Source organism: Herbaspirillum chlorophenolicum (genome assembly GCF_001189955.1).
Lineage (GTDB): Bacteria > Pseudomonadota > Gammaproteobacteria > Burkholderiales > Burkholderiaceae_D > Herbaspirillum > Herbaspirillum chlorophenolicum.
In genome coordinates, this window is sequence record NZ_LFLT01000012.1 from 83493 (window position 1) to 107660 (window position 24168).

Consider the following 24168-nt stretch of genomic DNA (forward strand, 5'->3'; position numbering starts at 1 on the left):
CCTGGACGGCTAGCTTTCCGCTCATCGGGCCTGATTGCCGGCGACTCGAAGTCTTGAGGGGAGTCGCCGGCCAGGTGCAGAGGAGACGCAGGTAAGCAGTGATCGCCAATACAGCATTTATGTCTTTCTAAGGGGTATCAAATGATGAAATTGACTGGCCTGAATATCGGGCAAAGGCTTGGCATCGGCTTCGGCGTCGTCATCCTGCTGATGCTGGCGTTGACGTCGATCGGCGTACTGCGCCTGAACCAGATCAACGGCAGCATACGCAATATCGCCAACGACTATTATCCGCGCACGGTCATGGCGAACAGCATCAAGAGTGCGCTGGATGAGACGGCGCGCAGCATGCGCAATTTGCTGTTCATGAGCACCGTGGACGAAATCAAGGGCGAACTCGATACCATCGACCGCGCCGGCAAGACCATTGACGCTACGCTCAAGCAGTTCGCCGCCAGCACCTCCTCCGAGGATGGCCGCCGTATGCTGCAGGCAGTAACCGCAGCGCGCGGCCAGTACACGCCGGTGCTGAATAATTTCCTGGCTGCGGTCAAGGACGGTCAGGTGGAACAGGCGCGCGACTTGATCCTGCCTGAAATCGGCCCCTATCAAGTTGCCTATTTCAAGGCGCTGGACAACCTGATCGCCTATCAGGGCGGCCGGATGGAAGAAGGTGGACGCGAGGCGGAGCAGGTGGCCAATGCCGCCAGCATGCTGATGGCCGCCATGGCGGCCATCGCCACTCTCCTGGCGGTCCTGGTTGGTTACTCGGTGATGCGAAGCATCACGCGCCCTTTGAATGCCGCCATCAATATTGCCGAGCGGGTCGCCGGCGGCGACTTGTCCGTGCGCGTGGACATTGCCGGCCGGGACGAGACCGGCAAGCTGCTGGCCGCGCTGCAGCACATGCGCGATGGGCTGGTGCGGGCCGTGACGCAGGTGAGGGATGGCTCCGACGCCATCTCCGTGGCGGCGCGCGAGATCGCCGAAGGCAATGCCAACCTGTCGGCGCGCACCGAGTTGCAAGCCAGTACCCTGGAAGAAACCGCCAGTTCCATGATGGAGCTGACCGAGGCCGTCAACCACAACGCGGAAAGCGCCCGGCAAGCCAACCGGCTGGTGCTGAACGCTTCGCAAGTGGCCACCGAAGGCGGCGAGGTAGTGACGCAAGTGGTCAACACCATGAAGGAAATCAAAGACAGTTCACGCCAGATCGTGGAGATCATCAGCGTGATCGACGGGATCGCCTTCCAGACCAATATTCTTGCCTTGAACGCAGCGGTGGAAGCGGCACGCGCCGGCGAACAGGGGCGCGGGTTCGCCGTGGTCGCGGCCGAAGTGCGCGGCCTGGCACAGCGCAGCGCCTCGGCGGCCAAGGAGATCGCCAGCCTGATCCAGAACTCGGTCAAGAAAGTCGATGCCGGGAGCAGCCTGGTCGACCAGGCGGGGCAGACCATGGAAAACATTGTCAGCAGCGTCAAGCACGTCGCCGACATCATGGTGGAGATATCGGCTGCCAGCGATGAGCAGAGCACAGGCATACGCCAGATCAACGATGCCGTCGAGCAGATCGACGATATGACCCAGCAGAACTCGGCGCTGGTGGAGCAGGCCGCCGCCGCCGCGCAATCCATGCACGACCAGTCGATGGCGCTGGTGCGGGCGGTATCGATTTTCAAGACGGATATCGTCGATCCGGCGGTCAATGGCGCACCGGCCGAATTACGGGTATTGAAAATGTCCGGCGGCAACAAACGCGGGCTGTTGTCGTCTGCGGGAAGCAGCCCGGCACCGTAGTTTTCCCGGATGACAGTTGGTGTACAAAGGCAATGAAAAATGGGGTTTAATATGGGCAGCGAATGATGACCTAGGGAATTCCTGCGCCTCTTGGCAGGATCGTTTACGGTCGGAGATTCCGAAATCGTCCCGTCATATCCTCTTTTTTTGAATCCAACATGCCGACCGAAAAGAAAAGCCCAAAAGCCAATTTTGCCCAGCCAAGCGGTAGCAGCAAGGTACCCATCGTATCTTCACTGCACCTGGCCTCCGGGAGGAGTAAGGAATTGAGCGAATTCGAATTCGGCATGATCATTGCGAGCAATGCCTTCAACCGCTGGATGATCCGCTGCATTTCGGCGGCCGGCATGAAGGACATGACGGCCACCGATGTTCTGGTATTGCATCACATCAATCATCGCGCGCGCGAAAAGAAGTTGGCCGATATCGCCTTCATCCTCAATATCGAAGACACCCACGTGGTGAATTACTCCCTCAAGAAACTGCATTCATTGGGGCTTGTCAGTACCGAGCGCCGCGGCAAGGAAGTGCTCTATTCAACCAATGAAGCAGGGCAGGACATTTGCAAGCGGTACTACGAAATCCGCGAACAATTGCTGGTTTCCAGCCTGACCGGCGATGACACCGAAAGCTACGAATTGGAAGAGTTGGCCCGGTTCCTGCGCGTGTTGTCCGGGCTCTATGAACAAGCCGCCCGCTCGGCGACGTCGATGTAAAGCAGAAGAGGTCTTAGTTTCCTTGATTATTTGCAACGACATGGTTCTTGCGCCGGCCGTGGACCAGCCCGCATTCGGTAAACACGGTTCGAGCCAGCGGCAACAACTGCTCTTGGACCATCGGCGCCATTTCCTGGAGGTAGGAAACGTAGTAGCCGATAGGTGGCACTTCGGGGCTGACCTTCAATAGTTTTAACGCCCCGCTGTCGCGGGCTTCGCGCGCTACCGGCCCCGGCATCAGTGCGATACCGTGGCCACCCGCGACCAGTTTGGCGATCAAGGCCATCGAGTTGCAGGTCCCACTGGCTTGCAGCCGCGTCGCATGTATGCCGAACCAATTGATGGCGGCGGAGTGCAAAGACGAGGGGGCCGGCAGGCTCAACACGGGACATGCTGCAAGTTCCACCGGTGTTGCCGCAGGCGATGATGGCTGGAACGATAATGGCGCTATCCACTGCAAATCGACGCTGCCCAATGGATAATCAACGATGTGTGTGGCAGAAATCGGGCTGCTGAGGATCGCCATGTCCAATTCGCGTGCATTTAGCTTGCGGCTAAGTTCGCTGCCGATGTCGACATGCAGTTGCACGGCCAGGCCGGGAAACTGCTCGCGCATGCGCGACAGGAAGGTTGGCAGGCCGATCATGGCAGACGATTCGTTGGCTCCCAGACGCAGCAGACCCAGGCCGGGCGCGCCATGATCGATGGCGCCTGAAAAGCGGTCGGCCAGTGCCAGTATCTGTTCGGCGAGATCGAACAGTTCGCGTGCCTGCGCTTTCAGTTCCAGCTTGTAGCCGCCGCGGTCGAATAGCTGGTCGCCGACGACTTCTTCCAATTCACGCAGGCGTGCAGTTATTGCCGGCTGGGTCAGGTTTTGATGGCGTGCGGCGGCATGGACGCTTCCCAGGCGCGCCACCCAATAGAAGCTTTCCAGTTGTTGCAGGCTTGGACGCATGATCAATATTTTTTATTGAATAGTATCTAAATCGTAATTATCTTTAATTATGTTCTGGGTCTAGAATTTTTTCCATCGGTATCCCCTAATCCTTTCCTGGAGAAATTTCATGCAGCCCATGGCGTTCCATGGTTCCACTCTCAATGCCCAGTCCAGCGCCGCCGATTGCCGCCATCTGATCCGCAGCGGTGCCTGGGGAGGGCTTACCGCTGGCTTGGCTGCCCGATACGTCCAGGTCAACCTGGTGATGCTGCCCGCCGCCGAAGCGGGGGACTTCCTGCGCTTCGCGCAACGTAATCCGAAGCCTTGCCCTGTGCTGGCAGTGAGCGAGCCAGGCGAGTTTGCCTTGCCAGAAATGGGCGATGACATCGATCTGCGTCGCGACGTCCCGCGTTACCGCATTTTTGAAGACGGCCAATGCATGGCGGAAGTGGGCGACATCGTTGAAATCTGGCGCGACGATCTGGTGACCTTCGCCATTGGTTGTTCCTTCACGTTCGAACACACACTGCTCGAAGCCGGCATTGCCATCCGTCACCTTGATGAGGGACGCAACGTGCCGATGTATCGCACGAGCATCCAGACCCATCCCGCGGGTAGATTCGGGGGCGGCATGGTGGTCACAATGCGTCCGTTGAAGGCGGTCGATGCCATCCGGGCCATCCAGATTACTTCGCGCTTTCCAGGCGTGCATGGCGCCCCGGTACATCTGGGCGACCCGGCGCTGATCGGGATCGCTGACCTGTCGCGTCCGGATTTTGGCGACGCCGTTACAATAGCCGCCGATGAACTGCCGGTATTCTGGGCCTGTGGGGCCACGCCACAGATAGCGCTGTTGCAGGCAAAGCCTTCCTTGTGCATTACCCATGCACCGGGACATATGCTGATAACGGATCGTCTTAATCACGATTACGCCACGTTATAAAACCATGATCACATCGCTCTTCTATGGAGTCCTAGTCGCCCTGATCTGGGGCGTCCAGCCGGTGATTTCCCGTTATGGATTTCAGGCCGGGCTGTCGGCGCAAGACGCGACCCTGGTACGTTACCTGGTCAGCGGCTTGCTCATGCTGCCCTATGCGTACAAACGGGGCCTGGCCAATGCCTGCGGTATCGGCTGGCGGCGTGCGCTCTTGCTGTTCTTCTTATCGGGGCCGTTGTTCAGCCTGGTCCTGATCGGTGGCGTCAGCTTCGCGCCTGCTTCGCACGGCGCGTTGATCCATCCTGCGCTCACGCCGCTGTTCGGGGCGTTGATCAGCAGGTTCGCGCTCAATCGTCCGGAACGTTTCTCGCTGTTCGGCATGGCGCTGCTATTGGGCGGGGTGTGCCTGATCGGAGGAGACAGCTTGCTTTCCACCGGGACCGAGACGCCGGCCGGAGCGTGGCGCGGGGACCTGCTGTTTGTCACCTCGGCATTCATGTGGGCCTGGTACATGGTGCTCAACAAGGCGTGGAACATGAAGCCGCTGGATGTCGTCGCGCTGGTACAGGTGCTGTCCCTGAGTTACGTGCTGCCTTATCTGGCGCTGAACGGCATGAAAACCTTCGACCATCCGGCGAGCGCACTGCTGCTGCAGGCGGCGTACCACGGTGTGCTGGTAAGCATCGTCGGTGTCGCCTTGTTTAATTGGGTGGTGGCGCGGCTGGGGGTAAAGGCGATGATGTTGAGCGCGCTCTCGCCGCTCTTCGGCGTGGCCGCATCGGCGCTGGCATTGGATGAGCCGCTGCGGATCTCTGTGCTGATCGGGGCGGTTGCAATCGTCGCCGGCCTGGCATGGTCGCTGCGCGGCACATCCACTCCCCGTGTTCTGGAAACGTAAAGGGCTTCAAGCTACGCGGCAATCAGTTCAAATGCATGGAGAGGGCGGAGATGCTCTCCATGCATCGGGCTGATCATTCGAGCTTGAATCTCCCCACGACCAATGCCAAGTTGCTCGCCTGTCCTTTTAATGAATCGGCAGCAGCGGCGGCCTGTTCGACCAGTGCTGCATTTTGCTGGGTGGTCTGGTCCATCTGGGTGATGGCTCGGCTGACTTCATTGATTCCACCGCTTTGTTCTTGTGTCGCGGCGGTAATTTCACTGACGATGTCGGTCACGCGCTTCACACTGGCTACCACTTCCGTCATTGTCGATCCGGCACGTTCGACCAGCGTGCTGCCGGCGCCCACCTTTTCCACGGAGTCATCGATCAGTTCCTTGATCTCCTTGGCGGCGGCTGCCGAACGTTGCGCCAGCGAGCGTACTTCCGACGCTACCACTGCGAAGCCGCGCCCCTGTTCGCCGGCGCGCGCCGCTTCCACTGCGGCGTTCAGCGCCAGGATGTTGGTCTGAAAAGCGATGCCGTCGATCACGCTGATAATGTCGGCGATTTTGCGGGAGCTTTCGGTGATGCCCTCCATGGTCTGCACCACCTGGCCCACCACCTCGCCGCCCTGGCTGGCAATCTCGGAGGCGGACACCGCCAGCTGGTTGGCCTGGCGTGCGTTGTCGGCGTTCTGTTTGACCGTGGAGGTCAGTTCCTCCATGGCGGAGGCGGTCTCTTCCAGCGAACCCGCCTGCTGTTCGGTACGCGACGAAAGATCAAGATTGCCGCTGGCTATTTCAGACGAGGCCGTGCTGATGGTGTCGGTCCCCCGGCGTACCTCGTTGACGATATTTCGCAGGCTTTCGTTCATCGCGCGCAGCGCGTCCATCAACCGGCCGGTCTCGTCGCGGCCATTGGCGCGGATATGCACCGTCAGGTCGCCCTTGGCCACGCGTTGCGCGATTTCAACCGCATCCTTCAGCGGACGCGACACATTGCGCCCCACGACAATCGCCAGCACGAACCCGATCAAGACGGCAGCCGCCAGCAGGCCGAAGATCAGGATCCGGGCCACGTCATATACGCGATAAGCGGCCTGATCGGCGCGCGCGCTGCCTTCGCCGTTGACTTTCACGATCGCCTCGAGATTGGCGACCATGCTGCGAAACAGCTTGTTGGAGTCGCCGTTGAACAGCGCCCGCGTCTCATCGTATTGCTGGTTGGCTGCCATCTCGGCCAATTGCTTGTCCATTTCAATATAGGCGGCGAGGTTCTTGCTGAACTGCGCGTATTGGGCTTTTTCTTCCGGTTGCGAGATCCGTTTCTCGTAGACGGCCCGCTGCTTGGCGAGAATGTCAAGGCGCGCCTTGATGGCCTTGTTTGCGGCGTCGCGCTCAGCGGGCTGTACCGCCGTCACCAGCTCCAATTCGGAGATGCGCATGAGCGGCAGCGAACTTTGTATCTCCCTCGCCGCTTCAATTGACGGCATCCATTTGCTGACGATTTCGGTGGATGCTTTGTTAACCTCCTTGAGTTGGCTAACCGAAAATAAGCCGAGCATCATTGTCAAGGCGATCACTACCGTGAAGGAAAATGCCAGTTTTTTTGCGATGTTCAGATTCTTGAACCAGTTCATGTCAACCTCAAATTTCGATTTATATAGTTTTTTGGAGGGGTGATTCCAGGCTTCCTGATGAAAGCCTTATTGGCGAACATATCGACGGCGCAAGGCTATGTCGGAACTGCGTTCGAGTATTTTTGGGCGCCTGTTCCCGGCCTCCGGACGAGCGTCGGGCCGCCGTTGAAAGCAATGGAGAGTCTCGCGGAAATGGGCCAGATTGATGCACGCGTTCTGGCTTGGCATGCCCCGGTGATCCGCTCGGGTTTTATGCCATGCCGCTCAGGAGATGATGTCCCCAGAAATGCAATCTCCCGTGTTGAGCCGAAATGCAGACGGCGCAAGTTGGAATGACCAAGCGCCTTCGCCCCATGATTTCCTAAACGTATCTAAATAGGAGGGAATATTAAATATTCGAACGATGTCTTTCCAATGAATTAAATCGCAGATCCAATGTGCAATTTGATATCGGATTCTCTTGCTCTCAAGCCTTGCCGAACCATCGCGAAGCAGCGCGGGCGAGCTCTTCTTCGTCAGCCGGGCCATCGCTGGCCCAGGCGACGATGCCGTCGGGGCGTACCAGAACGGCGCTTAATCCGAGCCGGTCTTTTGCGTCGCTTGCGACATACGTGATGCGGCCGTTCCATCGGTGCGCCAATGCGCGCAAAGGCGCGCCGGCATCAAAGTCCAGCAAGAGCCCTTTTCCATTGCGCAGATGCCGGCCGAGCCTGGCGCCGTCGGCCAGCTCGAAATCGGGGGTGCTGCGGCCGGCCAGCGGGTGGCCGCCGTCGAGGTCGTAGCGCAGCGACAGGCCCCAGATGCGGTCAGCGAAATAGGTGGCGCCGTCTTGCGTCTGGATCAGGTCGCGGATGATGGCTTCAAGCGCGCGCGAACTTCGGCTCGGCCGCATGAGGGCAACCTGGGCGCGCGACCAGTCGAGTATCTGCGCACCTACCGGATGCCGTTCGGCATCGTAACTGTCGAGCAGGCCGGCCGGCGCGTCGCCGCGGATGGTGGCGGCCAGCTTCCAGCCGAGATTCATCGCGTCGCCGAGTCCGAGATTGAGCCCTTGGCCTCCCAGCGGAGAATGGATGTGAGCCGCGTCGCCGGCGAGCAGCACGCGTCCCTGGCGGTAAGTCGTTGCCTGGAATGCGCGGTCGGTCCAGGTGGCGGCGAGTTTGAGGGCGGTCACGGTGACGTCGGTTTCGCAGACGCGCCGCAACACCGACTGTATGTGCTCCCGGGTGATCGGCTGCACGCGGTGAAAGGCGCCGCCGTCAAAGTCGACCATGCCAAGCGTGCCGGATTGCTGGTAGGTATACATGCCGGCGGAGGTGTAATGACGGCCCGGGGCAAGCTGATTCGGATCGGCCAGTTCGATTTGCGCCGAATAGCCGGTGAACTCGGGTTCGGTGCCGGTGAACCCGAAATTACCGGCCTTGCGCACGGTGCTGCGGCCACCGTCGCAGCCGACCAGCCAGTGCGCGCGAAAGGTCTGGTGGCGGGAGCGGATGCGCACCTCTTCGTCGGACTGGTCGAAACCGTCTACTCCGGCGCCGCGCCTGATATCGGCACCCATCGCGACGGCACGGGCGCTCAGGACCGATTCGAGGTGCGCCATGTCGCTCGCCATGTTGGTGTCGCACGGCCCGTCCAGGCGATAGGGCCATTTAGTGTAGTCGACCTTGTCGCGGTAAAACTGGATGCCGGCAAAATGGCCGCCTGCTTTGCGCGCCTGTTGCGTCCAGTGCGCGGTCGCGGCAGCGGGATCATTCTCCGTTTGCGGGGTTGCGATGGCATCCAGCAGGCCGCGCCGGTAGAAGGCTTCGATGGAGGGGGCGGACAGGCCGCGCATTCCGAACGGAAGGCGTTTCAAGGGCGAGTGCGGCTCTTCGGCTTGTTCCAGCACCAGCACCGAAAGGCCGGCGAGGCGCAACTCGCAAGCCAGGAATAAGCCAACCGGACCTGCGCCGGCAATAACAACGTCATAGAGGGATGTATCGTGCATGAAGACTCCTTGATGGTCGTTCGACCAGGACGGTTCGTTGTCTTGAGAACCGCACGGACGAACAGGAAGCGCCTGGATGGCGCCGGTGTTCGTCGTGGGACTCATGCACGGGCAGAGCATGGACAGAGCTTCCGTTTACGGAAGGACTTGGGCTGGACCACACCAAGTCTGCCTTTTTCGACGTGCGTACTATAGCCGCCGGGGGAGCGGCATGCAAGGGGGCGGCTATGGTTTTGGCGGCAGTGGGGGCGGGGGCTTTTCAGGGCCACCGCCGGTTTGGCTGAAACATTGTCCTATTGCTGTCCTGGAGCAGAAGTCTCCAAGGGATTTACCAGCGCAGCAGGCGAGGTCCCAATAAAAAGCCGGCCACGGCAGGGATCAGCATGCCGAGGAAATACCACAGCCCCCAGAACGGTACGCCCATTTCCGGGCAATGCAGGCAATACACCATGGTGGCAGTGGCGCCGGCCAGAAGCCCGGCGATGGCGCCGGATAAGCGCAGCTGCGTCGGCGCCATTGCGCGCACCGCCCAGATGATGGTGACGAACAGCGGCAACGAGAGCAGTGCGATGCTGAAAGGGCAGGTGCGCCAGGTGAATCCCATCAGCAGCGGAATGCGTTCGGTCGCCGGGGCGGACAGCAGCACCAGTGCGCCGGCAATCCAGATCGCTGCGCTCGGCGCGGCGATGCCGCTCCAGCGCAAGCCGACCCGCAGGCCGGGGCGCAGCAGGCGGCGCAGCACCAGCAACGAACCCGCCGCCAGCGCGGTGGGAAAGGCCAGCTTGATCCAGAACAGCGGCACCGACAGCATCGCTGTCAGGTCCGGGCGCACGCCGAACAGCAGGAGCATCAACGCCACGGAGCCTGCTATGCCGAAGGCCAGCGCCTGCGCCATGCGGCGCGCCGGCAAGCCGCGGTCAACCGGGGCGACGCCGGCGGCCATCATCGATATCAGGTCATCGGTTTTCATGATTCACAATTTCTCTCGAATTTTCGCGGCCAGTGCTTTGAGGCCGCGATGGATTCCCACCTTGACCGCCGACTCCGTCATGCCGGTCAATTGTGCGGTTTCCGCTACCGACAAGCCTTCCAGCTTGACGTGTACGATCGGCAAACGCTGCTTGTCGGGCAACTGTTCCAGGAGCGAGCCGACATCGCGCCGCGCTTGCGCCGGTTCCTCGTCGCAGGCGGCGAACAGCTCATGCTCGTCGTCCAGCGGATCGTTGAAGGCTTCACGGCGCGAGCGTGCGCGCAGGAAATCCATCAGCTTGTAGCGCGCGATGGCGTATACCCAGGCCGTGAGCGGCTGGTCGGCGCGGTAGGTGTGGCGCGCGTTGTGCACGGCCAGCAGGGTTTCCTGGACAATGTCCTCGACCTCGTCCTGCATGTGCTGCAGCCGCTTGCGCAGGAAGGCGCGCAGGCGGCCGCTCAGTTCGGACAGGAAGTCGCGGTAGGCGCCCGCGTCGCCTTCCAGCCCAGCCAGGAGCAAGGCCCGGAGGCGCTCCTCGGTCGGATAGGCAGGCTCCTTGCCGGCCAGCGGTTTCATGGCGCGGCCGGCCGCATTGTCCTCGAAGGAGGACAATTCATGGGCAAAGAACGGTTGGCTTTTTGTCATGGGGCATGCCGCAGGTTCACCAGCGCAGGAGTACGGGGCCGAGCCATGCGCCCAGCAGCGTCGGCGCCAGCACACCCAATACGTACCAGACGCCCCAGAACGGCGGCGCCATTTCCACGCAGTAGAGCGAATAGACTAGCACGCCCTGGGCGCCGGCCACCAGACCGGCGATCGCGCCGGCAGCCGCGAGCCGGGTCGGGGCCAGGCCGCGCATGAACCAGAACATGGACGCCAGCGTCGGCAAGGACAGCAGGGCGACGTTGAGCGAGCAGACTTCCCAGGTCGATCCCAGCAGCAATTCCAGGCGCTGCGAGGGCGGCGCCAGCGCCAGCCAGCCGGCGCCGGCCAGCCAGAGTACCGCAGGCGGCAGCAGCAGGGCGGCGGCGGGGCCGACGCCGATGCGCATGCCGGGTCGGGCCAGCCGCGCCGCCGCCGCCTGCGCCGCCAGCAGTACCGCCAGCGGGAACGACACCTTGAGCCAGAACAGCGGCTGCAGCAGCAGTTCCGGCATGTCGCTGCGCACACCGTAGATGATGGCCAGCAATAGCGCGGAGCCGCCCAGGCCCGCCGCGAGCGCCACCGCCATGCGGGTACCCGCGCCGCCGGGCAGGCGGCGGCTGCCACCGGTACCGGCAGCCAGCATGTCGACCAATTCCATCGTCTTCATTCGATTTTCCCTTTTGCTATTGGCGCAGCGGGCGCCGCTTTCCTATCTATTCGTTTGCGGGGCCGATTCGGTTACAGCATGCGCAAAAAATATTTTTCCGGAATTTTGGCCGCGTACTGTAACCGCGGCGCATCGGGCGGCGAAATAACGTACAGATCGGCAGCAACGGCGCGGCAATGATGGCGCCGCCGGTCGTATCCACTTTCAACCACATAAGGAGTCACACCATGAATACCCGTACCTTCGCTACCGCCGCCTTCACCCTCGCAACCCTGGCCTCCGGCGTCGCCATGGCGCAAAACCAGCAGCCTGCCGCCAAGACCGCCGTCGAAAAATGTTATGGCGTCTCGATGGCCGGCCAGAACGATTGCAAGGCCGGTGAAGGCACCACCTGCGCCGGCACCGCCAAGATGGATTACCAGGGCAACGCCTGGAAGAACGTGCCGGCCGGCACCTGCGCCTCGATCAAGACCCCGCGCGGCATGGGCTCGTTGAAGCCGTTCTGATCCGGAGCCATGTACATGGAAGCGACCCCCGTGCCAGCCGGCGCCGGACTCGGCCTCAAGCCCCAGCATTTCGATGCGGCGCTGTCCTGCGCGGCGCCGGGCTTATGGTTCGAGGCCCATCCGGAGAACTACATGATGGATGGCGGCCCAAGGCTGGCCTGGCTGGAGGCCGTGCGCGGCCGCCATCCCATCGCGCTGCACGGGGTGTCGCTTTCACTGGCAGGGCCGGATGCGCCGGACGCTGCCCATCTGCAGCGGCTGGCCAGGCTGGCGGCGCGCATCGAACCGGTGCTGGTGTCCGAGCACCTGGCCTGGTCGCGCGCCGATGGCCGTTATTTTCCCGATCTCCTGCCGGTGCCGCGCACCGGCGAAACGCTGGCGCGCCTGGCGGCCAACATCGCGCGCACGCAGGATGTACTCAAGCGCCGCATCGCGCTGGAGAATCCGTCCCACTATTTGCACATGGATTGCCACGCATGGAGCGAGCCCGAGTTCCTGGGCGAGCTGGTGCGCCGTACCGGCTGCGGCCTGCTGGTGGACGTCAACAACGTGCACGTCAGCGCGGCCAACCTGGGCATCGACGCAGCGGCTTACCTGGCGCAACTGCCGGCCGATGCCATCGAGGAAATCCACCTTGCCGGCCACAGCAGCGACCACAACCTTCCCGGCCTGCTGGTCGATTCGCACGACGCCGCGGTGGCGCCATCCGTGTGGGCGCTGTATCGCACACTGGTGGCGCGCATCGGCCCGAGGCCGACGCTGATCGAACGCGATGGCAACGTGCCGGCTTTCGATGAGCTGCTGGCCGAGCGCGATACCGCGCAGGACATCCTTGCCGCCAGCAGGCAGGTGCAGGAGGAGTGCGCGTCGTGAGCGACCATGTCTATTTCAGCCAATTCCTGCATGCCGTATGGCATGGCGAAAGCGGCCATCCGCTGGTGGCTTCGCTGTTGGCACAGCCCGCCTTCGCGGTCTATCGCAACACGATTTTCAAGGGCTGCGTCGACGCTTTGTCGGCCAATTATCCGGCGGTGCTGCGGCTGGTCGGCGAACCGTGGTTCCAGGGCGCGGCGCTGGCCTATGCGCGCCGGCACATGCCCGACGACGCCTGCCTGATCGCTTATGGCGACGGCTTCCCGGATTTCCTCGACAGTGTCGACGCGGCGCGCGAACTGCCTTACTTGCCGGGCGTGGCGAGGCTCGACCGCTACTGGAGCGAGTCGCACCTGGCAGCGGACGATGCGCCGCTCGATGTCGCCGGCTTGCATGCAGCGCTGGCGGCTGGGCGCGACGTGTGCCTGGCGCCTCAGGCGGCGGCGCGCTGGCACTGGGAGTCGGCGTATCCGAGCTATTCGATCTGGGATGCCAACCGCAGGCCCGGTGTCGAGCTGCCATCCGAACTCGGATGGCACGGCGAGGGCACGCTGCTGACCCGGCCGGAAGGCCAGGTGCAATGGCAGCGGATCGGCCATGGCGCCTGCCGTTTCCTCGACGCCTGCCGTGCCGGTATGGGCGTGGCCGAGGCGGCCGGCTTCGCATTGGAAGGCGAACCGGGCCTGGATGTGGCCGCCATGCTGGGCAGTCTGGTGCAGGCAGGCGTCTTCACTTCTTTTCATTGATGGAGAACGACATGAACAACCCCACCCTGATCCGTACCGGCGAGGCGAGCCGCCGGGATTCCCTTTGGTCGCGCGGCGCCGGCTTGGCCGAACGCCTGATCGGCGATTCGCTGCTGGCGCTGGTGGCGCGCGTGGCGGTGGCCGCGATCTTCTTCCTGTCCGGCCGAACCAAGGTCAGCGGTTTCCTGACGATCAAGGATGGCACTTACGTGCTTTTCCAGGAGGAATATCGCCTGCCGCTGGTGCCGCCTGACATCGCTGCCCACCTGGCTGCCTATGCCGAACACCTGTTCCCGCTGCTGCTGGTGCTGGGCCTGTTCACGCGCGGCGCCGCGCTGGCGCTGCTCGGAATGACAGCGGTGATCGAGATCTTCGTCTATCCGGACGCATGGCCCACGCACCTGTCATGGGCCGGCCTGCTGCTGTTGCTGGTGGCGCGCGGCGGCGGCGCGTGGTCGCTGGATCGCCGTTTCGGCATCCGCTGAGTTGGCGTCGGATGCGTGTTTCTTCAGGTGATGCTTTTTTGCGGAAAGCCGGACATCCCCGTTCGGCAATTCCGGATTTCCGCAATCTCCCTGCAGCGGCAACGAAAAAGAAGCAATGAAATCAACATGTTGCAGTTCCCGGCGTGAGCGCCACCGCTTGGCCCGATGTTTGCTGTATGTTTCCCGGGCTAGGTCTGGAAGACGATATTCATGGCAGGCAACGTGGTTGCCGCCCCATGAATCGAATCCGCAGCGCCGAAGCCATTTCCAGCAGCGGGCGCATTCGCTGCACATGTTGATCAATAAAAAATGAGGAGACACCATGAATTACTCTGAAATGTATCGGCCGGAAATCCTTATCGCCAAACTCCGCCGCATCCTGATGCCGAAGCGTTCCGCCGTGGCGCTGTTGGCCTGCTGCCTGGTATCGGGCGCGGCGCTGGCACAGGGCAAGCCGGTCGTGCAGTTCATCGCCACCGGCGGCACCATCGCCATGAAGGTCGATCCTGTGACCAAGGGCGTCGTCCCGGCAATTTCCGGCGACGACCTGATGAAGACTGTGCCGGATGCCGCCAAATTCGCCACCATCGAAGTCAATAACTTCTCCAACATGTCGGCCAACTATGTGGAGCCGAAATGGTGGTCGCGCCTGACCAAGGCAGTCGATGACGCGCTGGCAAGGCCGGAAGTGGCTGGGGTGGTGGTCTCGCAAGGCACCGACACCATGGAAGAGACCGCTTACTGGCTTGACCTGACCGTGAAATCCGACAAGCCTGTGGTACTCATCGGCGCGCAGCGCAACGCATCCGAATCCGACTTCGATGGCCCGCGCAACCTGCTCAACGCCATCCGGATCGCCACGACTGCGGAAGCCAAGGGCAAGGGCGTGATGGTAGCGATGAACAACCAGATCAACGCCGCCCGCAGCGTGACCAAGACGCATACCGGCGATGTGGAAACCTTCAAGTCCGGCGACTTCGGTTTCCTCGGCGAAGTGTGGGATGACAAGGTTGTGTTCTCACGCGCGCCGTTGCGCCGCCAGCACATCGATATCGGCGCGGGCGACATGCCGCGCGTGGAAATCCTGTCCATGTTCGGCGGCGCCGACGGCTCATTGCTGCGCTACGCGGTAGACCAGGGCGCCAAGGGCATCGTGGTGCAGGCGGTAGGGATGGGGAACATGAATGTCTCCATGTTCGAGGCCGTGAAGTATGCCTTGTCCAAGAACGTACCGGTGGTCATCTCGACCCGCGTATATAACGGCCGCACCATGCCGGTTTATGGATTCCCCGGCGGCGGCAAGACCACATTCGATGCCGGCGCCGTGATGGCCGGGGATTTGAGTCCGCAAAAAGCGCGCTTGCTGCTGATGTTGCTGCTGCATCAAGGGAAGACGAGCAAGAACGAACTTCAGGCTGCGTTCGACTATTGAGCTGGGCTGCTGTTGTGTAACCAAGGCTAAATGGAAAGGTAATTTCCTGGTGCCGAGATAAAAAAGGGCTTACGTCAAAACGTAAGCCCTTTTCTTTTTCTTCTTCGGCTGAGAGGCCTAATTCCCTCGCAAATACTGGGTGGGTGTGACGCCGAAGCTACGCTTGAACAATGCGATGAATGCACTGATGTTGCTGTAGCCAAGTTCAAGCGCGGTGGCGGTGACGGAGTATCCCTCGGCCAGCAGTTCGAGGGCGCGCAGCAGGCGCGCCCGCTGCCGCCAGGCGCCCAGGCTGTAGCCGGTCTCCACCGGAAAGCGCCGATTCAGCGTGCGCGGGGAGACATTCACCAGCGCCGCCCAGTCATCCAGCGAGTGCTCCAATGCCGGCTCCTTCAGCAATCCTTGCGCGATCTTCACCAGCGGCGCGCTGGTTGGCATCGGCAGGTTGAGCGCCTCCGCAGGCAGCGAACGGACTTCCTGCACTACAACTTGTTCGAGCAGGTCGCGCATGGTGTCCGCGGAGGTTTCCTGCAGGGACTCGAGCCGGCGCAAGGCTTCGCGCAACAGGGCCGAGAGGCGCAGTGTGGTCGGCTGCGTCGGCAGGCCCTCGCAAGCGCTCGCGCGTACATACACGCTCCAGCCGTCGACTTGGCCATGCGTGTTCGCCCAATGCAACTGCCCGGGCGGAATCCAGACCGCGTGCACATTCGGCACCAGCCATTTTCCGGCGGCGGTGCCCAGCGTCATCAGGCCTCCCCAGACACCGAGCAGTTGCCCGCGGCCGTGGCTGTGCGGATCGACAAAAGTGTGTCCTTCGATGCATTGCGAAGCGACGACGAGCAAAGGGCCGGCGTCGTCATCCTTCGGATCGATGAGCCCGGGCGGGTAGGGTGGAAGCATGGCGCAAATGGGGTATCGATTGACCTGAATAACATAGCTGCGCCACCAGCGTAGACCTAACATGGCCTTTCATCAAGGAGAAAATGACCATGCGATATCCCAGTGTTCCTCCCGAAGGTGCGGCGGATCTCCTCGCGCATGCGGCTCAGCAGGAATATGTCGATCTCGACGCGCTGTATGCGGCTCCGTCGTCAATGATCCAGAAAGCGGTGACCAGTCGCCTCACCGAATACCATCGCGCCTATCTGGAGATCGCGACTTTCTTCTGCCTGGCTACCGGGCGCCAGGATGTCGGCCTGGACGCTTCTCCGCGCGGCGGACCGGCAGGCTTCGTACGCATGCTGGACGAGACCACGCTCGTCTTTGCGGACTGGCCCGGCAACAACCGCATCGAATCCTTTCGCAACCTGCAGAACGACGACAAGGTTGCCATGCTCTTCCTGTTCCCGGGGCTGGAAGTATTCATGCGCATCAACGGTCGCGCTCGACTCTCTACGGCCTCCGAACTGCTGGCGGAACTGGCGGAAGGAGAGAAGCGGCCCAAAGCCGCCATCGTGGTGAGGGTTGAGGAAGCGCTTTTCCATTGCGGGAAGGCCGTCAACCGCGCACGGCTGTGGAATCCGGCATCGCATGTGGATCGCGCAAGCCTGCCCAGCGTCGGCACGGTGCTGGTCGCGCTGGCCGGCCTCAACGACGTTTCTGCGTCGGCGCTGGATGCCAGGTACGACGTGGCGGTCAAGCAAGAGCTGTACTGACATCGAACATCAACACGGAAGGAAAAAAATCATGACATCCAAGGTTTGGTTCATCACGGGCGCTTCCCGAGGCTTCGGTCGCGCATGGGCGCAGGCAGCGCTGGAGCGCGGCGACAGGGTTGTCGCAACGGCGAGGTCTCCGGAGGCGCTGCAGCCGCTGGCCGAACAATATGGCGACGCGGTGCAGCCGCTGGCGCTCGATGTCACCGATCGTGCCGCGGTGTTCGCGGCTGTGGATGCGGCCAAGGCGCACTTTGGCCGGCTTGACGTGGTCATCAGCAATGCCGGCTACGCGCTGTTCGGCACGGTCGAGGAAAGCACCGAAGCGCAGGCGCGTGCGCAGTTCGAGACCAATCTGTTCGGAACGCTGTGGGTGGCGCAGGCTGCATTGCCGCACCTGAGGGAGCAAGGCGGAGGACACCTGCTGGTGACCTCCAGCATTGCGGGAGTGATCACCTTTCCCACCGCCGGTATCTACAACGCAACCAAATGGGCCGTCGAAGGGCTCATGGAAACCCTCGCTTCGGAGGCGAGCGCCTTCGGTATCCGCGTGACGCTGATCGAGCCCGGCGGCTACGACACCGACTGGCGCGGAGCATCGGCCGCCACTACCGTGCCGATGAGTGTCTACGACGAACTGCGCCAGAAGATCAAGGCGCTCAGTGCGGGCCGGGTATTGGGCCAGCCTTCCGCCACATCGGCTGCGATCCTTGCGGTTGTCGATGCACAGGAGCCGCCATTGCGGCTCTTCCTCGGAAAGGCCTGCCTGCCTTCTGCGAAGCAGGCCTATGCGCAGCGGCTGTCGGTCTGGGAGGCCTGGGCCGCGGAGTCGGACGCGGCCCAAGGGTAAACGTTGGTGTGGCGCGGCGATCTTTGCCGCGCTTGCCGGACGCATGGAAAAGAAAAAGCCCCCGCATCGTCGATGGGAGGGCTTAAGTCCAATTTGAGGAAATTGGAGGAGACGAATAATTGTGAAGGGATTGACTAGCCCTAGCGGCCGGTAAATGCCGCCGGGCGCTTGGCCTTGAAAGCCTCGATTCCTTCCCTGCGGTCATCGCTGGCAGCCAGGAGGGAGAACGATTTGCGTTCGAACTGAAGCCCGGCGTCAAGGCCAAGCTCGTAGGACTTGAGCATGGACTCTTTCGCCAGCCGCAAGGCCAGCGGAGATTTGGCCGCAATCGTATCGGCCAACGCAAGAGTGCGCGCCACGGTAGCTTCGTCCTCCGTGACTTCCGCAATGAGTCCCGCGGCAAGCGCTTCATCCGCGCTGATAAATTCCCCGCTCAGGACCATTTTCATGGCCAGCGGTTTTCCTACCGTGCGGATGAGGCGCTGGGTCCCTCCGGCGCCCGGAATCGTTCCCAGGTTGATCTCGGGCTGGCCGATTTTGGCGCTGCGGCCGGCAATGGCGATATCCGCGTGCATCAGCATCTCGCAGCCGGCCCCCAATGCATAGCCATTGACGGCGGCCAGCAGCGGCTTGGAAAAACCGGCGATGGCGCGCCAGTACTGCGGCCTGACATCCAGTTGGGTATCGATGGCGCTGAGCTGGGCCATCTCGTTGATATCGGCGCCGGCGGCGAAGGCTTTCCCGTTGCCGCTGATGACGACTGCACGGATCGAGTCATCCATCTCGGCGTCGCCCAGCACCCTGGTGATTTCCAGCAAGGTATGGTTGCGCAGGGCGTTGCGCACGTCCGGACGGTTCAGCGCGATGTGCAGCACGGCGCTGCCGTGCCGTTCGATCAGGATGTCCTGGAAGTTGTTCTCTTGGTTCATGATGGCTTGCGGCGATTAAACGCGCTCGATCACCAATGCGATGCCTTGGCCGACGCCGATGCACATGGTGCACAGCGCATAGCGGCCGCCGATGCGTTCCAGTTGGTTCAGCGCGGTGGTGACCAGGCGTGCGCCCGAGGCGCCCAGCGGGTGGCCGATTGCGATGGCCCCACCGTTGGGATTCACGTGGGCGGCATCGTCTGCGAGGCCCAGGTCGCGCGTGACCGCCAGGCCTTGCGCAGCGAACGCTTCGTTGAGTTCGATCACGTCCATTTGGTCCAGGGTGAGGCCCGTTTGCTGCAGCACCTTGCGCGTGGCCGGCGCCGGTCCGAAGCCCATGATGCGCGGCGGTACGCCGACGGTAGCCATGCCGAGCACGCGGGCGCGGGGCTTGAGCCGGTACTTGTCGATCGCGGCAGCCGAAGCCAGGAGCAAGGCGCATGCGCCGTCGTTGACTCCCGAGGCGTTGCCGGCCGTTACCGTACCGTCCGGGCGGACGACGCCCTTGAGTTTGGCGAGGGACTCGACCGTCGTGTCGGGACGCGGGTGCTCGTCAACGCTGACTACCTTGGGATCGCCCTTTTTCTGGGGAATGGAGACCGGCGCGATCTCGCGCTGGAAGAACCCCGCTTCTTGCGCCGCGGCCCAGCGCTGCTGGCTGCGCACCGCGAAAGCATCCTGGTCGGCGCGGTTGACGTTGAAGTCGGCCGCGACGTTTTCGGCCGTCTCGGGCATGGAATCGACGCCATACTGCGCCTTCATCAAGGGATTGATGAAGCGCCAGCCAATGGTGGTGTCGTAGATGGCGGCGTTGCGCGAGAAGGCGCTGTCGGCCTTGCCCATGACGAAGGGCGCGCGCGTCATGCTCTCGACGCCGCCGGCGATCATCAGCTGCGCTTCTCCTGCCTTGATCGTACGCGCGGCAAGTCCAACCGCATCAAGTCCGGAGCCGCACAGGCGGTTCAGGGTCGTGCCCGGCACTTCTATCGGCAAGCCGGCCAGCAGGGCGGCCATGCGGCCGACGTTGCGGTTGTCCTCGCCGGCCTGGTTGGCGCAGCCGTAGATGATGTCGTCCAGCTGTGTCCAATCGATGCCGGAATTGCGCTGGATCAAAGCGCGGATAGGGGCTGCTGCGAGATCATCTGCTCGTACACCGGCGAGCGCACCGCCGAAGCGGCCGAAGGGGGTGCGAATTGCGTCACAAATGAATGCGTCCATGTGAGTCCTTTAAGAGGTCGGCCCGCCGCAAGGGCGAACCGTTGATGCAGTAGAGGAGGCCTTATGCCGCAGCAACAGGTGCCGGCTGGGTGATCTTGGGGCGCTGGTCGATGACGCGCCTGGCTTTGCCGACGGCAGTGCGTTCGATTTTCCCGGCATCGACCACATTGACCTTGGTGGAGATGCCCACATAGGTCTTGATGCAATGCTGCAGATCTTTCTGCAGGGATTCAATCTGATCGGGCGGCAGCACGAGGCCGGGACGGAGTTCGGCAACCACGGACAGGGTATCGAGATGGCCGTTGCGGTCGACCAGCAGTTGATACTGGGGAGCCAGTTGGGGCATCTTCAGGATCAGCTCTTCGATCTGCGTCGGGAAAACGTTCACGCCGCGGATGATCAGCATGTCGTCTGAACGGCCGGTGATCTTGCCGATGCGGCGCATCGAGCGCGATGTCGGCGGCAGCAGGCGCGTCAGGTCGCGGGTGCGGTAGCGGATGATCGGCAATGCTTCCTTGGTCAGCGAGGTGAACACCAGTTCGCCCTCGGAGCCGTCCGGCAGCACTTCGCCGGTATCCGGATCGATGATTTCCGGATAGAAGTGGTCTTCCCAGATCACCGGGCCGTCCTTGCTTTCGATGCATTCGCTGGCCACACCGGGGCCCATGACTTCCGACAGGCCGTAGATGTCCACCGCATCGATGCCGGCGCGCGCCTGGATCTCCTGGCGCATGGCGTCCGTCCACGGCTCCGCGCCGAAAATCCCCACGCGCAGCGAGCTGGCCGCCGGGTCCAGGCCCTGGCGCTGGAATTCCTCGATCACATTGAGCATGTACGAAGGCGTCACCATGATGATGCTCGGCTTGAAGTCCTGGATCAGTTGCACCTGTTTCTCGGTCTGTCCGCCCGACATGGGGATGACCGTGCAACCGAGTTTTTCGGCGCCATAGTGGGCGCCCAGGCCGCCGGTGAACAGGCCGTAGCCATACGAGATATGGACGATGTCGCCGCGGCGGCCGCCAGCGGCGCGGATCGAGCGGGCCACCACCGTGGCCCAGGTATCGATGTCTTTTTGCGTATAGCCGACAACGGTCGGTTTTCCGGTGGTGCCGCTGGAGGCATGCACGCGCACGACTTGCTCGCGCGGTACGGCGAACATGCCGAACGGATAGTTGTCGCGCAGGTCCTGTTTGCAGGTGAACGGGAACTTGGACAGGTCGGCCAGGGTTTTCAGGTCGTCCGGATGCACGCCCGCCGCGTCGAAGGAGGCGCGGTAGTGCGGAACATTGTCATAAGCGTGCTTCAGGGTCCATTTCAGGCGCTGCAGTTGAAGGGCCTGCAGTTCGTCCGTGCTGGCGGTTTCGATGGGATCGAGGTCGCCTGCTTGAGGTTTTTGGGTGGGCATGATGGTCTCCAGAGGGATTTTTCTACGGCTTTTTGTTTCAGAATAGCGAGTTATTGCGGGGTTATGTAGCCGATGCGTGCAGCCCGGCAATCACTTCGCCCTTGATCCGGTAGGATTTGCCGCGGAAGAACGCGATCTTCTTTCCATCCTGGTTGGTGACGGTGATGTCGTATACCCCGGTGCGCCCGGCAAGCGCCTGCTCCACCGCTTCCGCCGTGAGCACATCGTTGACGAATGCCGGCGCCACGTAATCGATGGTGCAGCCGGCCGCTACCGTGTTCTGGTTGCGGCTGTTGCACGAGAAAGCGAATGCGCTGTCGGCCAGGGAGAAGATGAAGCCGCCGTGGCAGCTTGCGTGGCCATTGAGCATGTCGCTGCGAACGAGCATCGACAGCCGCGAATAACCGGGCCGGACTTCCAGGATCTTCATCCCCAGGGATTGCGTGGCGTTGTCGCGCGCATACATCGCCTTGGCGGTAGCCTCGGCGAGCGCCTGGGCCTGTTCGGGCGTCATTGCCTCGACAATTGCGATATCAGCCATGGAAAATCCTTCCGCTTGCTTGGTAGCGTTGAATGAGCGGCGAGACGCGATAGCGGTCTTCGCCGTAGGTCAGGGACAGTTGCCGCAATACGTTGGCGACCGTTCCGATGCCGATGTCATCGGCCCATGCCAGGGGGCCGCGTGGGTAGTTGACGCCCTTTTGCATGGCCATATCGGCATCGGCGATCGTGCAGACGCCTTGGTTGACGGTGTCCGCCGCTTCATTGGCCAGCATGGCCACCGTGCGCATGACTGCCAGCCCCGGAACGTCATCCAGCCGGGAGATGGCATAGCCGGCCGCTTGCAGCAGGCCCACCCCGGCGCGATATGCGTCATCGCCGCACTGATCGGCGTGCGCGACGGCCAGGCGTTTGGCGCTTGCGTAGTCCAATGCCAGGTCGACAACAATGATGTCAGGGAGATTGAGGTCTTCCGCCCGCTGGGTCGCGGTACGGCCATCTGTTTGGTAAATGCGGGCCGAACCGGTCTTGATCAGCAGGCCGTCCGGCCGGGCCGGGTTTTGCTCGATGCGGCTATCGGAAAGACGCTCTTTGACGACCAGGCAAAGCGGATGCTCGCCGAACAATTGCACGATCTCGTCGGGGCGCTCGTACAGCGGCTCCGTTGCCGGATCGGGGATCGGCTGGCTGCCATCGTAGCGATAGAAGCCGCGGCCGCTCTTGCGGCCGAGGAAACCGGCGTTGACCAGTTCCTGCTGGATCAGTGAAGGGGTAAAGCGCGGATCTGTGAAGTAGGCCTGGAAAACCGATTGCGTCACGGCAAAGTTGACGTCGTGGCCAATCAGGTCCATGAGCTCGAACGGGCCCATCTTGAAGCCGCCGCTCTCGCGCAGCACGGCGTCGATGGTCGAGGGCTGTGCGGCCTGCTCATTGAGGATGCGCAGTCCTTCGGCGTAATACGGGCGCGCAACGCGGTTGACGATGAAGCCCGGCGTGGACTTGGTGTGTACCGGGATTTTTCCCCAGCCGAGCGCGGTGTCATAGACCTGTTGCGCGACTTGCGCGTCGCTGGCCAGGCCGCTGATGATTTCGACCAGCGCCATCAGCGGCACCGGATTGAAGAAGTGCATGCCAACCAGGCGCTGCGGCGCACGCAATGCGGCGCCAATGCTGGTGATCGAGATCGACGAGGTGTTGCTGGCGAGAATGCAGGCGTCGCTGACGATGGTTTCCAGCGACGAGAAGAGCTGGCGTTTGGCATCCAGGTTCTCGACGATGGCCTCGACCACCAGCGAGGCGTCGGCAAGTTCCTCCAGTTTGGTTGCGGCTTGCAGCCGCTTGCCGGCCGCGCTTGCTTCCTCGGCTGTCATACGGCCTTTGCCGGCCAGCTTGTCGAGCATGGCGCGGATATCGGCAATCGCCTTGTCCACTGTGGCGGGACGGTTGTCGAACAGCTTGACGGTGTGTCCTGCCACCGCTGCAACTTGCGCGATACCGGCGCCCATGGTGCCGCTGCCGATGACGGCAATGATGCCGGACTTCGGCAATGCGCTGTCTTTGCCGGATTGGGACATGGTCATTCTCCAGTGAAGGCAGGGGTGCGTTTTTCCAGAAAGGCCGATACGCCTTCACGGTAGTCGCGGCTAAGGCCCAGGGCGCGCATGCTGTCGCGTTCCAGGTCGAGTTGCTGTTCGAGCGTATTGGCGGGGCTTTGGTAGATGGCCGCCTTGGTATGCGCCAGCCCTTTGGTCGGCGCCTTGGCGAAGTGCAGGGCCATTGCGCGGGCTTGTTCCTGCAGCTTGTCGTCGTCGACGCACTTCCAGATCAGCCCCCACAGTTCGGCCTGTTCGGCCGTGATCTTGTCGCCTAGCAGCGCCATGCCCATGGCGCGTGCCGTGCCGACCAGGCGGGGCAGGAAGTAGGTGCCGCCGGTATCCGGGATCAGGCCCAGCTTGCAGAACACTTCCACGAAGCTGGCAGAGCGGGCGGCGAGGACGATGTCGCAGGCCAGCGGGATATTGGCGCCGGCGCCGGCGGCCACGCCATTGACGGCGCAGATCACGGGGAAAGGCAGGGCGCGCAGGGATTTCACCAGCGGGCCGTAATACTTGTCGATGGATTCGCCCAGGTCGACTGCCGCTTCGCCGGGCTTGACGGCGCGGTCGGACAAATCTTGTCCGGCGCAAAAGCCGCGGCCGGTGCCCGTCAGCAGCAGGACGCGCACGCTCGCATCGGCCTGCAGCTTGCCGATGGCATCGCGCAACTCCAGGTGCATCGCCACCGTGAAGCTGTTCAGCTTGTCGGGCCGATTCAGGGTGATGACGGCCACGCCGTCATTGTTTTCAAAGAGGATGGATTCGTAAGCCATGATGGGATGGGCGTGATGG

24 protein-coding genes are annotated in these 24168 nt (G+C 62.4%); 11 read left to right on the top strand and 13 right to left on the bottom strand.

Annotation, left to right across the window (positions count from 1 at the left end):
- Positions 1-141 precede the first annotated feature (141 nt).
- Both AKL28_RS10050 and AKL28_RS10055 read left to right on the top strand, forming a co-directional pair.
- Positions 142-1797 (top strand): methyl-accepting chemotaxis protein, encoded by a 1656-nt coding sequence (locus AKL28_RS10050; RefSeq protein WP_050467991.1) that lies wholly within the window; start codon positions 142-144, stop codon positions 1795-1797.
- A gap of 158 nt (positions 1798-1955) precedes the next feature.
- Complete coding sequence (locus tag AKL28_RS10055) at positions 1956-2513, top strand: winged helix DNA-binding protein (protein ID WP_050467992.1); 558 nt, start codon at positions 1956-1958, stop codon at positions 2511-2513.
- Between the two features lie 13 nt (positions 2514-2526).
- Here AKL28_RS10055 and AKL28_RS10060 read toward each other — a convergent pair whose 3' ends face one another.
- Positions 2527-3468 carry a LysR family transcriptional regulator gene (locus tag AKL28_RS10060; protein ID WP_156226287.1) on the bottom strand — a complete coding sequence of 314 codons (942 nt, stop codon included), beginning with the start codon at positions 3466-3468 and terminating at the stop codon, positions 2527-2529.
- Positions 3469-3577: 109 nt separating this feature from the next.
- Between AKL28_RS10060 and AKL28_RS10065 the strand changes: the two genes are divergently transcribed.
- Together AKL28_RS10065 and AKL28_RS10070 are read left to right on the top strand one after the other, a co-directional pair.
- Positions 3578-4393 (top strand): putative hydro-lyase, encoded by an 816-nt coding sequence (locus AKL28_RS10065; RefSeq protein WP_050467994.1) that lies wholly within the window; start codon positions 3578-3580, stop codon positions 4391-4393.
- 4 nt (positions 4394-4397) lie between these two features.
- Complete coding sequence (locus tag AKL28_RS10070) at positions 4398-5288, top strand: DMT family transporter (RefSeq protein WP_050467995.1); 891 nt, start codon at positions 4398-4400, stop codon at positions 5286-5288.
- A 73-nt stretch (positions 5289-5361) separates the two neighbouring features.
- Here the strand turns inward: AKL28_RS10070 and AKL28_RS10075 are convergent, their stop codons facing one another.
- From AKL28_RS10075 to AKL28_RS10095, 5 genes are all read right to left on the bottom strand, one after another.
- Complete coding sequence (locus AKL28_RS10075; protein WP_050467996.1) at positions 5362-6909, bottom strand: methyl-accepting chemotaxis protein; 1548 nt, start codon at positions 6907-6909, stop codon at positions 5362-5364.
- Between the two features lie 466 nt (positions 6910-7375).
- Entirely contained in the window at positions 7376-8899 is a 1524-nt protein-coding gene (locus AKL28_RS10080) for an FAD-dependent monooxygenase (protein ID WP_050467997.1), read from the bottom strand.
- Between the two features lie 328 nt (positions 8900-9227).
- Positions 9228-9869, bottom strand: coding sequence for a DUF1109 domain-containing protein (locus tag AKL28_RS10085; protein ID WP_050467998.1), 642 nt, complete (start codon positions 9867-9869; stop codon positions 9228-9230).
- A gap of 3 nt (positions 9870-9872) precedes the next feature.
- Positions 9873-10514, bottom strand: coding sequence for a sigma-70 family RNA polymerase sigma factor (locus AKL28_RS10090; RefSeq protein WP_050467999.1), 642 nt, complete (start codon positions 10512-10514; stop codon positions 9873-9875).
- A gap of 16 nt (positions 10515-10530) precedes the next feature.
- The gene (locus tag AKL28_RS10095) at positions 10531-11181 is read right to left on the bottom strand and encodes a DUF1109 domain-containing protein (protein ID WP_414735696.1); all 651 of its coding nucleotides are present in this window, start codon (positions 11179-11181) and stop codon (positions 10531-10533) included.
- A gap of 227 nt (positions 11182-11408) precedes the next feature.
- Here AKL28_RS10095 and AKL28_RS10100 point away from each other — a divergent pair, with 227 nt between their 5' ends.
- The 5 genes from AKL28_RS10100 (at position 11409) to AKL28_RS10120 (ending at position 15223) form a co-directional block, all read left to right on the top strand.
- Positions 11409-11687, top strand: coding sequence for a BufA1 family periplasmic bufferin-type metallophore (locus AKL28_RS10100; RefSeq protein WP_050468000.1), 279 nt, complete (start codon positions 11409-11411; stop codon positions 11685-11687).
- 15 nt (positions 11688-11702) lie between these two features.
- A complete protein-coding gene (gene bufB / locus AKL28_RS10105; RefSeq protein ID WP_050468033.1) occupies positions 11703-12560 on the top strand; it encodes an MNIO family bufferin maturase in 858 nt (285 codons plus the stop codon).
- Positions 12557-13306 (top strand): HvfC/BufC N-terminal domain-containing protein, encoded by a 750-nt coding sequence (locus AKL28_RS10110; protein WP_050468034.1) that lies wholly within the window; start codon positions 12557-12559, stop codon positions 13304-13306. Before bufB ends, AKL28_RS10110 begins: the two co-directional genes overlap by 4 nt.
- Before the next feature lie 11 nt (positions 13307-13317).
- Positions 13318-13791, top strand: coding sequence for a DoxX family protein (locus AKL28_RS10115; RefSeq protein WP_050468035.1), 474 nt, complete (start codon positions 13318-13320; stop codon positions 13789-13791).
- 382 nt (positions 13792-14173) lie between these two features.
- Positions 14174-15223: an asparaginase gene (locus tag AKL28_RS10120; protein ID WP_050468036.1), complete on the top strand. Its 1050-nt coding sequence runs from the start codon at positions 14174-14176 to the stop codon at positions 15221-15223.
- Positions 15224-15340: 117 nt separating this feature from the next.
- Here the strand turns inward: AKL28_RS10120 and AKL28_RS10125 are convergent, their stop codons facing one another.
- Entirely contained in the window at positions 15341-16123 is a 783-nt protein-coding gene (locus AKL28_RS10125) for an AraC family transcriptional regulator (protein ID WP_082221435.1), read from the bottom strand.
- A gap of 83 nt (positions 16124-16206) precedes the next feature.
- On the opposite strand from AKL28_RS10125, the gene AKL28_RS10130 reads away from it, so the two are divergent.
- Together AKL28_RS10130 and AKL28_RS10135 are read left to right on the top strand one after the other, a co-directional pair.
- The gene (locus AKL28_RS10130; protein WP_082221436.1) at positions 16207-16878 is read left to right on the top strand and encodes an MSMEG_1061 family FMN-dependent PPOX-type flavoprotein; all 672 of its coding nucleotides are present in this window, start codon (positions 16207-16209) and stop codon (positions 16876-16878) included.
- A gap of 31 nt (positions 16879-16909) precedes the next feature.
- On the top strand, positions 16910-17728 hold the full coding sequence (locus AKL28_RS10135; protein ID WP_050468002.1) for an SDR family NAD(P)-dependent oxidoreductase: 819 nt from the start codon (positions 16910-16912) through the stop codon (positions 17726-17728).
- A gap of 140 nt (positions 17729-17868) precedes the next feature.
- Here AKL28_RS10135 and AKL28_RS10140 read toward each other — a convergent pair whose 3' ends face one another.
- The 6 genes from AKL28_RS10140 to paaG all read right to left on the bottom strand — a co-directional run bounded on the left by AKL28_RS10140 (position 17869) and on the right by paaG (position 24149).
- Positions 17869-18657: an enoyl-CoA hydratase-related protein gene (locus AKL28_RS10140; RefSeq protein ID WP_050468003.1), complete on the bottom strand. Its 789-nt coding sequence runs from the start codon at positions 18655-18657 to the stop codon at positions 17869-17871.
- A gap of 15 nt (positions 18658-18672) precedes the next feature.
- Positions 18673-19875 (bottom strand): 3-oxoadipyl-CoA thiolase, encoded by a 1203-nt coding sequence (gene pcaF, locus AKL28_RS10145; RefSeq protein ID WP_050468004.1) that lies wholly within the window; start codon positions 19873-19875, stop codon positions 18673-18675.
- A gap of 61 nt (positions 19876-19936) precedes the next feature.
- A complete protein-coding gene (gene paaK / locus AKL28_RS10150; protein ID WP_050468005.1) occupies positions 19937-21280 on the bottom strand; it encodes a phenylacetate--CoA ligase PaaK in 1344 nt (447 codons plus the stop codon).
- Between the two features lie 61 nt (positions 21281-21341).
- A complete protein-coding gene (gene paaI, locus AKL28_RS10155; RefSeq protein ID WP_050468006.1) occupies positions 21342-21821 on the bottom strand; it encodes a hydroxyphenylacetyl-CoA thioesterase PaaI in 480 nt (159 codons plus the stop codon).
- A complete protein-coding gene (locus tag AKL28_RS10160) occupies positions 21814-23355 on the bottom strand; it encodes a 3-hydroxyacyl-CoA dehydrogenase (RefSeq protein WP_050468039.1) in 1542 nt (513 codons plus the stop codon). Before AKL28_RS10160 ends, paaI begins: the two co-directional genes overlap by 8 nt.
- A gap of 2 nt (positions 23356-23357) precedes the next feature.
- Positions 23358-24149: a 2-(1,2-epoxy-1,2-dihydrophenyl)acetyl-CoA isomerase PaaG gene (gene paaG / locus AKL28_RS10165; RefSeq protein WP_050468007.1), complete on the bottom strand. Its 792-nt coding sequence runs from the start codon at positions 24147-24149 to the stop codon at positions 23358-23360.
- Between the last annotated feature and the right edge of the window lie 19 nt (positions 24150-24168).

Bases quoted from the DNA above. Each gene is read 5' to 3' on its own strand.
- paaI (WP_050468006.1), bottom strand. From the start codon at position 21,821: ATGGCTGATATCGCAATTGTCGAGGCAATGACGCCCGAACAGGCCCAG.
- AKL28_RS10115 (WP_050468035.1), top strand. From the start codon at position 13,318: ATGAACAACCCCACCCTGATCCGTACCGGCGAGGCGAGCCGCCGGGAT.
- AKL28_RS10065 (WP_050467994.1), top strand. From the start codon at position 3,578: ATGCAGCCCATGGCGTTCCATGGTTCCACTCTCAATGCCCAGTCCAGC.
- AKL28_RS10055 (WP_050467992.1), top strand. From the start codon at position 1,956: ATGCCGACCGAAAAGAAAAGCCCAAAAGCCAATTTTGCCCAGCCAAGC.
- AKL28_RS10135 (WP_050468002.1), top strand. From the start codon at position 16,910: ATGACATCCAAGGTTTGGTTCATCACGGGCGCTTCCCGAGGCTTCGGT.
- AKL28_RS10070 (WP_050467995.1), top strand. From the start codon at position 4,398: ATGATCACATCGCTCTTCTATGGAGTCCTAGTCGCCCTGATCTGGGGC.
- AKL28_RS10120 (WP_050468036.1), top strand. From the start codon at position 14,174: ATGCCGAAGCGTTCCGCCGTGGCGCTGTTGGCCTGCTGCCTGGTATCG.
- AKL28_RS10095 (WP_414735696.1), bottom strand. From the start codon at position 11,181: ATGAAGACGATGGAATTGGTCGACATGCTGGCTGCCGGTACCGGTGGC.
- AKL28_RS10125 (WP_082221435.1), bottom strand. From the start codon at position 16,123: ATGCTTCCACCCTACCCGCCCGGGCTCATCGATCCGAAGGATGACGAC.
- AKL28_RS10100 (WP_050468000.1), top strand. From the start codon at position 11,409: ATGAATACCCGTACCTTCGCTACCGCCGCCTTCACCCTCGCAACCCTG.
- bufB (WP_050468033.1), top strand. From the start codon at position 11,703: ATGGAAGCGACCCCCGTGCCAGCCGGCGCCGGACTCGGCCTCAAGCCC.
- AKL28_RS10140 (WP_050468003.1), bottom strand. From the start codon at position 18,657: ATGAACCAAGAGAACAACTTCCAGGACATCCTGATCGAACGGCACGGC.
- AKL28_RS10160 (WP_050468039.1), bottom strand. From the start codon at position 23,355: ATGTCCCAATCCGGCAAAGACAGCGCATTGCCGAAGTCCGGCATCATT.
- paaK (WP_050468005.1), bottom strand. From the start codon at position 21,280: ATGCCCACCCAAAAACCTCAAGCAGGCGACCTCGATCCCATCGAAACC.
- AKL28_RS10080 (WP_050467997.1), bottom strand. From the start codon at position 8,899: ATGCACGATACATCCCTCTATGACGTTGTTATTGCCGGCGCAGGTCCG.
- AKL28_RS10050 (WP_050467991.1), top strand. From the start codon at position 142: ATGATGAAATTGACTGGCCTGAATATCGGGCAAAGGCTTGGCATCGGC.
- AKL28_RS10090 (WP_050467999.1), bottom strand. From the start codon at position 10,514: ATGACAAAAAGCCAACCGTTCTTTGCCCATGAATTGTCCTCCTTCGAG.
- paaG (WP_050468007.1), bottom strand. From the start codon at position 24,149: ATGGCTTACGAATCCATCCTCTTTGAAAACAATGACGGCGTGGCCGTC.
- AKL28_RS10130 (WP_082221436.1), top strand. From the start codon at position 16,207: ATGACCATGCGATATCCCAGTGTTCCTCCCGAAGGTGCGGCGGATCTC.
- AKL28_RS10060 (WP_156226287.1), bottom strand. From the start codon at position 3,468: ATGCGTCCAAGCCTGCAACAACTGGAAAGCTTCTATTGGGTGGCGCGC.
- AKL28_RS10085 (WP_050467998.1), bottom strand. From the start codon at position 9,869: ATGAAAACCGATGACCTGATATCGATGATGGCCGCCGGCGTCGCCCCG.
- pcaF (WP_050468004.1), bottom strand. From the start codon at position 19,875: ATGGACGCATTCATTTGTGACGCAATTCGCACCCCCTTCGGCCGCTTC.
- AKL28_RS10075 (WP_050467996.1), bottom strand. From the start codon at position 6,909: ATGAACTGGTTCAAGAATCTGAACATCGCAAAAAAACTGGCATTTTCC.